This is a genomic window from Salinisphaera sp. PC39, from assembly GCF_040361335.1.
Taxonomy (GTDB): domain Bacteria; phylum Pseudomonadota; class Gammaproteobacteria; order Nevskiales; family Salinisphaeraceae; genus APNM01.
On sequence record NZ_APNM01000008.1, the window covers coordinates 1 to 12787 of the forward strand.

The 12787-nt window shown below is 70.8% G+C and carries 11 protein-coding genes and 1 tRNA gene; 9 read left to right on the top strand and 3 right to left on the bottom strand.

From position 1 onward, the window contains the following. Window positions 1–311: 311 nt before the first annotated feature. Entirely contained in the window at window positions 312–1715 is a 1404-nt protein-coding gene (locus tag PC39_RS09020) for a WS/DGAT/MGAT family O-acyltransferase (RefSeq protein WP_353253055.1), read from the bottom strand. 145 nt (window positions 1716–1860) lie between these two features. Between PC39_RS09020 and PC39_RS09025 the strand changes: the two genes are divergently transcribed. The 5 genes from PC39_RS09025 to PC39_RS09045 all read left to right on the top strand — a co-directional run bounded on the left by PC39_RS09025 (window position 1861) and on the right by PC39_RS09045 (window position 8542). Beyond that, entirely contained in the window at window positions 1861–2928 is a 1068-nt protein-coding gene (locus PC39_RS09025; RefSeq protein ID WP_353253056.1) for an efflux RND transporter periplasmic adaptor subunit, read from the top strand. Between the two features lie 16 nt (window positions 2929–2944). Further along, complete coding sequence (locus PC39_RS09030; RefSeq protein WP_353253057.1) at window positions 2945–6094, top strand: efflux RND transporter permease subunit; 3150 nt, start codon at window positions 2945–2947, stop codon at window positions 6092–6094. Further along, a complete protein-coding gene (locus PC39_RS09035; protein WP_353253058.1) occupies window positions 6081–7397 on the top strand; it encodes an NTP/NDP exchange transporter in 1317 nt (438 codons plus the stop codon). The genes PC39_RS09030 and PC39_RS09035 overlap by 14 nt, the downstream gene beginning before the upstream one ends. After that, window positions 7394–8344, top strand: a complete 951-nt coding sequence (locus PC39_RS09040) for an aldo/keto reductase (protein ID WP_353253059.1) — start codon at window positions 7394–7396, stop codon at window positions 8342–8344. Before PC39_RS09035 ends, PC39_RS09040 begins: the two co-directional genes overlap by 4 nt. A gap of 110 nt (window positions 8345–8454) precedes the next feature. Beyond that, window positions 8455–8542, top strand: a tRNA-Ser gene (locus PC39_RS09045). Window positions 8543–8560: 18 nt separating this feature from the next. Here PC39_RS09045 and PC39_RS09050 read toward each other — a convergent pair. Beyond that, a complete protein-coding gene (locus PC39_RS09050) occupies window positions 8561–8860 on the bottom strand; it encodes a HigA family addiction module antitoxin (RefSeq protein WP_353253060.1) in 300 nt (99 codons plus the stop codon). Further along, complete coding sequence (locus tag PC39_RS09055; protein ID WP_353253061.1) at window positions 8860–9138, bottom strand: type II toxin-antitoxin system RelE/ParE family toxin; 279 nt, start codon at window positions 9136–9138, stop codon at window positions 8860–8862. The genes PC39_RS09050 and PC39_RS09055 overlap by 1 nt, the downstream gene beginning before the upstream one ends. 97 nt (window positions 9139–9235) lie before the next feature. Between PC39_RS09055 and PC39_RS09060 the strand changes: the two genes are divergently transcribed. From PC39_RS09060 to PC39_RS09075, 4 genes are all read left to right on the top strand, one after another. After that, entirely contained in the window at window positions 9236–10810 is a 1575-nt protein-coding gene (locus PC39_RS09060) for a GNAT family N-acetyltransferase (protein ID WP_353253062.1), read from the top strand. Between the two features lie 41 nt (window positions 10811–10851). Then, window positions 10852–11172, top strand: a complete 321-nt coding sequence (locus PC39_RS09065) for an EthD family reductase (protein WP_353253063.1) — start codon at window positions 10852–10854, stop codon at window positions 11170–11172. After that, window positions 11165–11929 carry an SIR2 family NAD-dependent protein deacylase gene (locus PC39_RS09070; protein ID WP_353253064.1) on the top strand — a complete coding sequence of 255 codons (765 nt, stop codon included), beginning with the start codon at window positions 11165–11167 and terminating at the stop codon, window positions 11927–11929. Before PC39_RS09065 ends, PC39_RS09070 begins: the two co-directional genes overlap by 8 nt. Before the next feature lie 87 nt (window positions 11930–12016). After that, window positions 12017–12781, top strand: coding sequence for a ParA family protein (locus PC39_RS09075; protein ID WP_353253065.1), 765 nt, complete (start codon window positions 12017–12019; stop codon window positions 12779–12781). The last annotated feature ends 6 nt before the right edge of the window (window positions 12782–12787 follow it).

Here is a 12787-nt window from a genome sequence, read left to right on the forward strand (position 1 = left end):
TGCCAGCCGAACGCAGACCGCTTGACCCGAGACATAGAATCTCTCCCCCTCGCGGGGGAGAGGGAATGATTGAGAGCATCTTGCCCCTTCTCCCCTCGAGGCAGAAGACCGGGTTGAGGAGTGCGCCGCGAGGCGGCGCCAGGATTCTCTCCCCCATGAGGGGGAGAGGGGACAGGTCATCGCGTCCGCGTTTCTCCTGCACCCTCTTGCTACTTCCTTGGGGGAGAAGGCCGGGTTTGTCGCCCCCTCACCCCCGGATCAAGTCCGGGGCAAGCTTTGGCCCTCTCCCCTCACCTGGGAGAAGAGCCGGATCAGGTATCCGCCGTGCCCGCATCCGGGCCCGGCGCCGCCACGCCCACGGCCGCCTCCAACTCTTCCAATGCTTCGCCGGTATAGACCGCCAGCCGCTGCATGTGCGGCAGGCTGTCGCGGCAGCCGGTGTAGCCCAGGTTGAACCGGCCGGCATAGCTCACCACCGAGATGTTCAGCGCCTGGCCGTTGAGCAGCAGCGACACCGGATAGATTTGCTCCATGCGGGCGCCGTTGAAGTACAGCCTCTCGCGCGGGCCGGGCACGTTGGAGATCACGACATTGTGCATCGGTCGCGTGTAGCCGCCCAGCCCGAGCATGATCTGGGTCAGGTACGGCCCCAGGTAGAGCATGGTGTAGGGGTCCATGGCCGAGCGCGGCAGCCGCTGCAGCTCGCCCTTGGCGGCGGTCGTGGAGGCGTGGATGGCCCGCAGGCGGGTGCCGGGATCGGCCTCGTCCGTGGCCAGCTTGGCCAGGATGAAGCTGATGGCGTTGCCCATGGCGTGATCGTCCGCCGGCCTGACGGACACCGGCAGCGCCGCGGTCAGGGTGCGTCCCGGCAGGGCACCCTGCTCGTCCAGATAGCGGCGCAGCGCGCCCGCGCAGATCGCCAGGAAGACGTCGTTGACGGTGACATCGGCGACATCGGCCACCGCCCGCAGCCGCGCCAGCGCGTAATGCTGGGTGGCGAAGCGGCGCGGGGCGTTGATGCGGCCGTTGAGGATGGTCATCGGGGCCTCGAACGGCACCGCCGTCTCCGGGTGTTCGTCGGTGACTGCCTCGCGGCCCAGCCGCCCGAATACCCCGGCCAGGGCGCGGGTGCCGCGCACGGCTTCGCGCAGACGGGCGCCGCCCACCGCGGTGTCGCCCTTGCCGGTGCCGCCGCCGGTCGCCATGCCGATGGCCCAGGGCGGCTCGTGGCCGCGGACGTCCGGGTCCGGCGACATCATCCGCTCCATCAGCCGGATGCCGCCGATGCCGTCGATCTGGGAATGGTGCATCTTCATGTAGAGGGCGAAGCGGTCGCCCTCCAGGCCTTCGATGACGTGGCATTCCCAGAACGGCCGGCTACGGTCCAGGGCGTGCGAATGCAGGCGCGAGACCAGCACGCCCAGCTCGCGCTCGCCACCCGGACGCGGCAGCGCCGAGTGCCGCAGGTGGTAGTCCAGGTCGATGTCGGCATCCGCCAGTTCCTGCCAGTGCGGCACCGGCCAGGCGCGGTAGCGGTAGTTGAACGGCGGTGCGTAGCGCCGGACCTCGCCCCAGTCGCGGACCAGATCGCGCAGGTAATCGGGGCCGGCACCCGCCGGCCGCGTGCAGATCGCCAGGCAGCCGACATGGACCGGCGTGGACGGGCTTTCCGCCAGGAACCAAGCGCCGTCGGTCATGCGCAGCCGTTTGCTCATGTGCTCTCCCTCCCCGGACGCGTCGCGTGCGCATCCCTGTCTTTGCGATCAGCGTACCGAAGTCGAGACAGAGCCGGAATGCCGGCATACTGTCCGTGGCGCCGCCGGAGGGCGCCGATCCGACGATATCGCTGCAAGGAGAGCCATGAGGCGCCCGATCGCCCTGGCCGCCGTGCTGACGCTGCTGGCGTCGACGGCGGCGGCCGCCCAGACCGACCGCGTCGCCGTGACCGAGGTGCGCCAGAAGCCCTGGGTGCAGACCCTGCCCCTGAGCGGCACCCTCACCTCTCCGCGCGACGCCGACCTCGCCCCGCAGATCGCCGGCCTGGTGGCGGCCGTGCACGTGGACGCCGGCGACCGCGTCGAGGCCGGCGACACCCTGATCGAGCTGGACCGGGCCCTGGAGGAACTGACCCTGCGGCAGCTCCGGGCGCAGATCGAGGAGGCCCGCGGCCAGCTCGCCGAAGCCGAGCGCGTGCGCGACGAACGCGCGCCCCTGGCCCGCCAGGGCACCATCGCCCGCACCGAGCTGGAGGCCGCCCAGGCCGAGGTCCGCATCCGCCGCGCCGCCGTGCAGCGGCTCCAGGCCGAGGCCGAACGCCAGGCGGAGCGCCTGCGCCGGCACAGCCTGACCGCGCCGTTCTCGGGGGTGATCAGGGCTCGGCACACCGAGGTCGGCGAATGGGCCGACACCAGCGCCACGGTCCTGGAGCTGGTCGCCACCGATCCCCTGCGGCTGGACGTGCAGGCGCCCCAGGAATATTTCGGCCGCATCGCGCTCGGCACGGACGTCACGGTGATCCCCGACGCCGATCCGGACGCCCGCATCGAGGCCGAGGTCTCGGTGGACGTCGCCGCGGCCGATCCCGTGGCGCGGACCTTCCTGGTGCGCATCCGCGTGGACAACCCGGACGGCCGGCTGGCGCCCGGGATGTCGGCACAGGCCCGCTTCCGCATCGCCACCGGCGAGCGGGTCGCGGCCGTGCCCCGCGACGCCCTGCTGCGCTATCCGGACGGCGGCACCCGCGTGTGGGTGGTCGCCGAGGGCGACGACGGCCCGGTGGTGCACGAGCGCCGGGTCAAGGTCGGCCGCACGGACGCCGGCGTGGCAGAGATTCGCGAGGGCGTGGCGGCCGGCGACCGCGTGGTGGTGCGCGGCAACGAGTCGCTGCGCGAGGGCCAGCGGGTCGACGTGATCGAGCCCGGCGGCTGACGGCGGAGGGCGCGGCATGGGCTTCGATGCGCTGGTTCGGCGCGGCACCCTGCTCACGGTCGTCGTGCTCATCGTGTGCGTGCTGGGCGTGGTGGCCGCCTTCCGCGTGCCGGTGCAGATGATCCCGGACCTGGAGGTGCGGACCATCACCGTGCAGACAAGCTGGCCGGGGGCCACGCCACAGGACGTGGAGAAGGAGATCCTGATCGAGCAGGAGGAGTACCTGCGCAACGTGCCCAACCTGCAGCGCATGATCTCGGTGGCGCGCACCGGCGAGGCCGAGATCGAGCTGGAGTTTCCCTTCGGGATCGACGTCAACGAGGCACTGATCCGCACCAACAACGCCCTAACCCAGGTCCCGGACTATCCCGAGAACGTGGACGAGCCGCGCCTGTTCGCGACGTCGTTCTCGCAGAACGCCTTCATGTACTACCGGGTCACGCCGCTGCCGGGCAATCCCGCGGGCGTGGACATGGACATGATGCGGGACTTCGTGGACGACAACGTCCGCACCCGCATGGAGCGCGTCGCCAACATCGCCCAGGTGGAGTTGCGCGGCGGTGCCGAGCGCCAGATCCAGATCCGCATCGATCCGCGGCGACTGGCCGCCCGCGGCCTGTCGCCGACCGAGGTGCGCGACGCCGTGCGCGCCCGCAACCGCGACATCTCCGGCGGCGACATCGACAGCGGCAAGCGCCGCTACCTGCTGCGCACCGTGGGCCGGGCCCAGGACGCCGCCGACCTGGCGGACCTGGTGCTGGCACGCCGCGGCGACGCCGTGACCCGGTTGCGCGATGTCGCCGAGGTGCGCCTGGACCACGCCGAGATCCGCAGCGAGGCCTATGTCGACGGCGTGCCCAACATCACCCTGGCGGTGCGGCGCGAGACCGGCTCCAACGTGATCGCGATCAAGCACGCCATGGCCGAGGAGGTCGCCGCCCTCAACGAGCGGGTATTGGCGCCGGCCGGCCTGGAGATCGGCCTGATCAGCGACGACGTGCGCTACGTGCAGGACTCATTGGGCAACGTCTGGCGCAACCTGATCCTGGGCGCCCTGCTGGCCACCGCCGTGATGTTCCTGTTCCTGCGCTCCGTCCCGGCCACCCTGGTGGGCGTGATCGGTATCCCGGTGTGCACCATCGCCGCCTTCCTGGGCCTGCTGCTGACCGGACGCACCATCAACGTCATCTCCCTGGCCGGGGTGGCCTTCGCCATCGGCATGACCCTGGACAACACCATCGTGGTCCTGGAGAACATCGAGCGCGAACGCCGCCGCGGCCTCGACCGCTTTCAGGCCGCGGTCGCCGGCGTGCGCCGGGTATGGCCGGCGGTGCTGGCCTCCACCCTGACCACGGTGCTGGTGTTCACGCCGGTGCTGTTCATCCAGGAGGAGGCCGGTCAGCTCTACTCCGATATCTCGATCGCGATCTCGTCGGCGATCCTGGCGTCCATGCTGGTGGCGATCACGGTGGTGCCTGCCGCCGCCAGCCGCCTGCCCTTCCGCCGCATTGGCGGCGGCGACGGCACCCCGCGCTGGCAGACCCGCGTGCTCGCGGGCGTGGACGGGCTGATCGCCTCGCCGCGCCGGCGCTACCTGTGCCTGGGCGGCACCGTCGCCGGCATGGCCGCCGTGCTGGTGCTGCTGACGCCGCCGGCCGAGTACCTGCCGGAGGGCGAGGAGGCCAAGGTCTTCGCCAGCATGACCCCGCCGCCCGGCTACAACCTGACCACCATGTCGGAAATCGCGACGGAACTGCACGCGCGTTTCCTGCCGCACGTCCAGGCCGATCCGGGGCCGTTCCGGCGCGGCGAGACCGATATCCCGCCCCTGCGCTACGTGAACATGCGGGTCTCGCCCGACGGGATACGCATCATCAGCGAGCCGGTGGCGCCGGACGACATGGAGGCGATGATGCGGGCCTACACCGAGGCCTTCGAAAGCTATCCCGGCATGCGGGCCTTTGCCGCGCGCGGTTCCATCATCAGCAGCAACGACGGCGGCACGCGCAGCGTCAACCTGGACATCTCCGGACCGTCGCTGGCCGAGATCTACGCGGTCGCCGACGAGGCCTACCGGCGCGCGGACGCGGCCTTCGAACGCCCGCAGATCCGCGCCGATCCGGCCACGCTGTCCCTGTCCCAGCCGCTGCTGGAGATCCGCCCGCGACAGGCGCGCATCGCCGAGCTCGGCCTGGACACCGAGGACGTCGGCTTCGCGGTCTCGGCCCTGGCCGACGGCGCCTACGTCGACGAGTTCCTGCTCGCCAACGACAAGGTCGACATCTACCTCTACGACCGCGCGGGGCCGCCGGCCGACATCGATGCCCTGCGTGACCTGCCGGTGCACACCCCGGCCGGCGGCGTGCTCCCGGTCAGCGCGCTGGCGGACGTCACCGAGACCGTGGACACCGACGTGATCCGCCGCCTCGACGGTCGGCGCACGGTCACCCTCAATATCATCCCGCCGCGCTCGGTGGCCCTGGAGACCGGCGTGGCCACGGTCGAGCGGGAGGTGCTGGGCGCGATGCGCGACGCCGGTGCCATCCCGGCCTCCGTGACCGTGGACATCTCCGGCGCCAGCGACCAGCTACAGGCCACCCGCGAGGCCCTGAGCTCGAACTATGTCGTGGCGATCCTCATCAGCTACCTGCTGCTGGTGGCGATCTTCACCCACTGGGGCTACCCCCTGCTGATCCTGACCGCGGTCCCGCTGGGCATCGCCGGCGGCATCGCCGGGCTGTGGCTGCTCAACGTCGCCGGCGGCTGGCTGCCGCTGATCGGGATCGAGGCGATCCGCCAGCCCTTCGACATGATCACCATGCTCGGCTTCCTGATCCTGGTGGGCACGGTGGTCAACAACCCGATCCTGATCGTGGACCAGACGCGCCACAACCTGCGCGAGATGGGCATGGCCCCGCGCGAGGCCGTGCGCGCGGCGGTGGAATCCCGCCTGCGGCCGATCCTGATGTCCACCATCACCACGGCCTTCGGCCTGGCGCCGCTGGTGCTGCTGCCCGGCGCCGGCACCGAGCTCTACCGCGGCGTCGGCGCGATCGTGCTGTTCGGGCTGCTGTTCACGATGGTGATCGCCGTCACCTTCCTGCCCGCGCTGCTGATGACCCTGCTCTCGTGGCACCAGCGCCGGACGGCCGATGCCGGCGGCTGACCGCCCGCGCCGCGCCGTCGCCCGCTGGCTGCCGCCGCGTCCCGGCGAGACGGCGCCGGCCCTGTGGGCCGCGCTCTATTTCTTCAGCCTGCTGGCCGGCTACTACCTCCTGCGACCGGTGCGCGACACCATGGGCGCCGAATCCGGCGGCGCCCGGCTTCCCTGGCTGTTCACCGCCACCTTCGCGGCCATGCTGGCGGCGGTGCCGGCCTACGCCTGGCTCGCCTCGCGCTACCCGCGACGGGTGCTGCTGCCGACCGTCTACGCCGTGTGCATCGGCGTGATCCTGGTGTTCTACCTGCTGCTGGCCAGCGGCACCGGGGGGCTGTGGACCGAGCGCGCCTTCTTCGTCTGGATCAGCGTGTTCAACCTGTTCGTGGTGTCGGTGTTCTGGAGCTTCATGGCCGACATCTTCAGTGCCGGCCAGGGCCGGCGGCTGTTCGCGTTCATCGCCGCCGGCGGCAGCGCCGGCGCGATCGCGGGGCCGGCCGCGGCCGGCCTGCTGGCACCCCTGATCGGCACCGCGGCGCTGCTGCCCGCCTCCGCCGCCCTGCTCGGGGTGGCCCTGCTGTGCATCGCGCGCCTGCGGCACTGGGCGGTGCGCCGCGAAGGCACCGCCGCGCGCGGCGAACCGGGCGGCCTGGGCGGCGGCGTCTGGGAGGGCGTGCGGCGCCTGGCGGCCTCGCCCTACCTGCTCGGCATCGGCGCCTTCATCTGGCTCTACACCACCCTGGCGACCTTCCTCTATTTCCAGCAGGCGGCGCTGGTGGCCGACCGCTTCGCCGACGACGACGCCCGCACCGCCGTGTTCGCCGCCATCGACTTCGGCACCAACACCCTCACCGTGGCCCTGCAGCTATTCGTCACCCATCGCCTGATCCGGCGCTTCGGCCTGGGCACCGCCCTCGGCCTGCTGCCGGCGATCTGTCTGGTCGGCTTCCTGGCGCTGGCCCTGCTGCCGGCGCTGGGCGTGCTGGCGGCGTTCCAGGTGCTGCGCCGGGCGGGCAACTACGCGGTCGCCCGGCCGGCCCGCGAGACCCTGTTCACGGTCGTGGCGCGCAACGACAAGTACAAGGCCAAGAACGTGATCGATACACTGGTCTACCGGGGCGGCGACGCCCTCAGCGGCTGGCTCTACGCGGGCCTGTCCGCGCTCGGCCTGGGCGTGGCCGGCGCCGCCTGGGTCGCCCTGCCCCTGGCCGGCGCCTGGCTGGCGCTGGCGCTCGGCCTGGCGCGGGCCCAGGCGCGCCGGGAGACGGCCGCACCGGCCGGCGATTCCGCCCTGCACGGAGACGAGCCATGAGCACACGACATCGCACCGACCACGGCCGCCGCCGCACCCTCAAGGGCCTGGCCGCGGCGACCGGGCTGACCGCCCTCCCGGCCGGCGCTTTGCGCGCGGCCGGCGAGGCCGCCGCCGACGACATGGTCCGGCGCCCGATCCCGGGCACCGACGAGAGCCTGCCGATCAGCGGCCTGGGCACCGCCCGCACCTTCGACATCGATCCGACCGACGCGGAGGCCGTGGCCCGGCGCCGGGCCGTGCTGGAGGCCTTCGTCGCCGGCGGCGGCCGCGTAGTGGATTCCTCGCCCATGTACGGTCATGCCGAGACCGTGTTGGGACGCGCCGCCGCCGATCTGGGCGTGACCGATCGCCTGTTCGTGGCCACCAAGGTGTGGACCCGCGGCGCCGAGAGCGGCCGCGAGCAGATGACGCGCTCCTTCGAGCGCCTGGGCGTGGAAACCATGGACCTGATGCAGGTGCACAACCTGCTCGACCTGGAGACCCACCTGGCGACGCTGGCGGCCTGGAAGGCCGAGGGCCGCGTGCGCTACGTCGGCCTCACCCATTACACCGACGCCCGCCACGACGACCTGGCGCGGCTGATCGAGCGCCACCCGGTGGATTTCGTGCAGTTCAACTACAACATCGCCGCCCGCAACGCCGAGGACCGGCTGCTGCCGGCCTGCGCCGACAACGGCGTGGCCGTCATCGTCAACGAGCCCTTCGAGAAGGGGCGGCTATTCGGCCGTGTCGGCGACCGGCCGCTGCCCGGCTGGGCCGCCGACCTCGACTGCCGGAGCTGGGCGCAATTCTTCCTCAAGTACATCTTCGGGCATCCGGCCGTGACCTGCGCCATCCCCGCGACCAGCGACCCCGGACACGCCGCCGAGAACGTCGCCGCCGGCCGCGGTCCGCTGCCGGACGCCGCCACCCGCAAACGCATGGTCGCGGCCCTGTCAGAGTGAGTGCGGTGCCCGAGCGCCCCCCAGGACGCCCCGACAACCTGGGCAGCCCGGCCGCGCGCGGTTATGATGTCGCCGCGCCGCCGCCGACCGCGGCGGGCGCGTATTCTCCCGGCGGGACAAGCAGATTGGCGACTGCAGCTGACTTGAAATCAGTCGAGCCGAAAGGCCTTGGGGGTTCGACTCCCTCTCCCGCCGCCATACCGCATGACTCGCGAATCAGGCCGCGTCGAGCGGCTCGACGTCGATCACCTCGGCCTGCCGGATTTGCCAGAGATCGACGGCATTCTGCATGGCCAACCAGGACTCCGCGCTGGTGCCCAGCAAGCGGCCGAGGCGCACGGCCATCTCGGGCGTGACGCGCCGGCGTTCGTGGAGCAGTTCGCTCACGGTGAGGCGCGACACGCCCAGGCGCCGCGCGAATTCCGTCTGGGTCATGCCGAGCTCGGGCAATACGTCCTCGCGCAGTGCCTCGCCCGGATGCGTCGGTTTGCGGTCAGGGTCTCGCAGGCTGTCCATCAGTGATAGTCCTCCAGATTCACGTCGATCGCATCGCCGCCGTCGAAACGAAACGTCAATCGCCAATTGCCCGATACCCGCACCGCGTAGGTGCCACGACGCCGGCCCCTGAGCGGGTGGAAGCGGTAGCCCGGTAGATTCAGGTCCTCGGGCCGCGTGGCGGCGTCCAGGCGATCCAGCAACCGTGACAGGCGGGCCGTGAACTCGGCCGGGATACCCCGACGATCGCTGCGTGTGAAATACCGCTCAAGGCCCCGATGCCGGAACGAACGAATCATGTCATGCCAGACATTACAACGTAATGCGGAGCATTACAATATCATCGTTGCGATTGCCGCCCTTGCGTCTACAATGGCGCGCCGGAGGATATGAATCATGGCCCAACGCCGACGTTCCCGTTCCCGCCTGGTGGTACGCCAGGCGCGGCAGAGAGACATCGACGCGATCCAAGCCCTGGCGCAGCGGGCGTACCCGCGCCAGACGCCCTATTCCCGCGACGAGATTCGCGGCCAGCTCAACAACTTCCCCGCCGGCCAGCTCGTGGCCGAGTACGAGGGCAAGGTCGTGGGCTACTGCGCCACCATCTGCCTGCCGGAATCCCAGGTGCTGGCACCGCATACCTGGGAGGAGATCACCGGCGGCGGCTACGGCTCCACGCACGACATCGACGGCGATTACCTGTACGGCTACGAGGTCTGCGTGGACCCCGAGTACCGCGGCCTGCGCATCGGCCAGCGGCTGTACAAGGAACGCGCCGCCCTGTGCGTGAAGCTGGGGCTCAAGGGCATCGTCTTCGGCGGCCGCCTGCCGGGGCTGCGGCGGCGTTTCCGCCAGGTCGGCAGCGCCGAGGCCTATGTGGCCCAGGTGGCGAACAAGGAACTGCGCGACCGGGTCCTGACCTTCCAGCTCAACAACGGTTACGAGGTCCTGGGCGTGCTGCCCGACTACATGCCCGGCGACAAGGAGTCGATGGGCTACGCCTCGCACCTGATCTGGCGCAACCCGGAGCACAAGTTCAAACAGCCGATCCCGGGCGACAGCCACGTGCACCTGCAACTGCCGTCGACGGTGCGGGTGGCCACGGTCCAGTACCTGCAGCGCAGCATCCGCTCGTTCGACGAGTTCCGCCAGATCGTGACTTATTTCGTGCGCGAGATGTCGGACAACCGCTGCGACTTCGTGGTGTTCCCGGAACTGTTCACGGTCCAGCTCCTGTCGATCGAGAACGAGCCGCTGGAGCACTACGCGGCGGTGCGGCGGCTGGCCGACTACACCGACGAGTACCGTTCGGTGATGAGCGATCTGGCGGTGCGCTTCAACATCAACATCATCGCCGGCTCGCACCCTAGCTGGGAGGGCGACGATCTCCTGAACATGGGTTACATCTACCTGCGGGACGGCTCGGAGCACCGTCAGCCCAAGATCCACCCGACGCCGGGCGAGCGCCACTGGTGGAACCTGCGCGGCGGCAACTCCCTGAACGCCATCGAGACCGACTGCGGCCCGGTGGGCGTGCTGGTGTGCTACGACAGCGAGTTCCCGGAGCTGGGCCGTCACCTGACCAACCAGGGCATCCACCTGCTGTTCGTGCCCTTTTCCACCGATGACCGCGCCGGCCACCTGCGGGTGCGCTACTCGGCGCACGCGCGCGCGGTGGAGAACCAGATCTACGTCGCCACCGCCGGCAACGTGGGCAACCTGCCGCGGGTGCACGCCATGGACATCCACTACGCCCAGAGCGCGATCATCACCCCCTGCGACTACCCGTTCGCGCGCGACGGCGTCGCCGCGGACACCACGCCGCAGGTGGAGATGGTGGCGATCGCCGACCTGCGGCTGGACGTGCTGCGCGAGGCCCGCACCTCGGGCACGGTGCAGAACCTGCTGGACCGGCGCCACGATCTCTACCGCATCCAGTGGAAGGGCGGCATGCGCGGCGGCGGCCAATGAGCTAAGGTGACGCCCGATTTCATAACCCGAACGGAGGAGCAATGCTGCGAGTTTCCGCCCTGTACCCCCACCGCGACGGCGCGCGGTTCGACCACGACTACTATCAGAAGAACCACCTCGATCTGGTGCGCGAGAAGATGGGCCCGCACGGCCTGGTCCGCGCCGAGGCCGACCGCGGCCTGCCCGGCCCGGACGGCGGCCCGCCGCCCTTCGTGGCCGCGGCGCACCTGTACTTCGAGTCGGCCGATGCCTTCCAGAAGGCCTTCGCCACCGCCGGCGAGGCGGTGATGGCGGACGTGCCCAACTACACCGACATCGAGCCGCAGGTCCAGATCAGCGAGATCGCCGTGGACGGTGGCTGAGGCCACAGCCAGTCCCAACGATCTGCCGGACGGTCTCGCCGCGTGTCTCGCGGCGGGGCCGTCCACCCTCGTGTTGACCGGCGCCGGCGTCTCCGCCGAGTCCGGCATCCCCACCTTCCGCGAGGCCCAGACCGGGCTCTGGGCGCGATTCTCGCCCGCGGACCTGGCCACCCCCGAGGCCTTCGCGGACAATCCGCAACGCGTCTGGGACTGGTACCGCTGGCGCCGCGGGCTGATCCGGGACGGCGGCCCCAACGCCGCCCACCGCGCCGTGGCCGACCTGCAGGCCGCCCTCGCCGACTGCCGCGTCGTGACCCAGAACGTGGACGGCCTGCACCAGGCGGCCGGCGCCGCCGGCGTGGCCGAGCTGCACGGCAATCTCTGGCGCGAGCGCTGCGCGGGCGACTGCGGTTTCCAGCGCGAGGCCGACGCTGTCGGCGACGGACCGCCACCGGAATGCCCCGACTGCGGCGCCCTGCTCCGCCCGGATGTGGTCTGGTTCGGCGAGACCCTGCCCATGGCCGCCCTCGAGGCGGCCGAGCGGGCCCTGGCCGCCGCCGATCTGGTGCTGGTGGCCGGCACTTCCAACCTGGTCTATCCGGCCGCGGCGATCCCCGAGCAGGCGCTGGCCGCCGGTCTCGACGTGGTCGAGATCAACCCGGACACCACACCGCTGTCGACCCGCGCCGCCCACCGCCTGGCCGGCCCCGCGAGCGCCTGGCTGCCGGCGATCGCCGCCGCGGCGCGGGCCGCCTGACGCGCCCGGTCCCCTCGACGCGCCCGGGGCGAGGCGGTAAGCTCGGACGCGTTCCTACCCCGTAGTCCGGATTCCAAGGAGACGGCCATGCGCCGCGTGGTGTTCAATCAGAAGGGCGGCGTCGGCAAGACCACCATCGTCTGCAATCTGGCGGCGATCTCCGCGTCGCGCGGCAGAAAGACGCTGGTGGTGGACCTCGACGCGCAATGCAACGCCAGCCAGTACCTGCTGTCGTCCGGCGAGGCCCAGGCCGAGGCCGGCACCGCCGATTACTTCGAGGAGACCCTCAAGCGCGGTCGCCAGTCCGACGACCTGAGCGCCTTCATCACCGAGACCCCCTTCGAGAACCTGCACCTGATGGCGGCGCATCCCGACCTGGAGGAACTGCGGGTCAAGCTGGAGGCCAAGCACAAGATCTACAAGCTGCGCCAGGCCCTGGACAAGCTGGAGGGCTACGACGCGATCTATATCGACACCCCGCCGGCCCTGAACTTCTACTCGCAGTCGGCGCTGATCGCGGCCACGCACTGCCTGGTGCCGTTCGACTGCGACGATTTCGCCCGGCAGGCGCTGTACAACCTGTTCGACACCATCGACGAGATCCAGGAGGACCACAATCCGGCCCTGGCCGTCGACGGCATCGTGGTCAACCAGTTCCAGACCCAGGCCAAGCTGCCGGCGCGCGTGATCGCCGAGCTCAAGGCCGAAGGTCACCCGCTGCTGGACGCGGCGATCACCTCGTCGGTGAAGGTACGGGAGTCGCACGAGGCCTCGGTGCCGCTGGTCTACCTGGCGCCGGGGCACAAGGTCAGCAAGCAGTACGCCGAGCTCTACGACGCCCTCCAGGGCTGAGCCGGG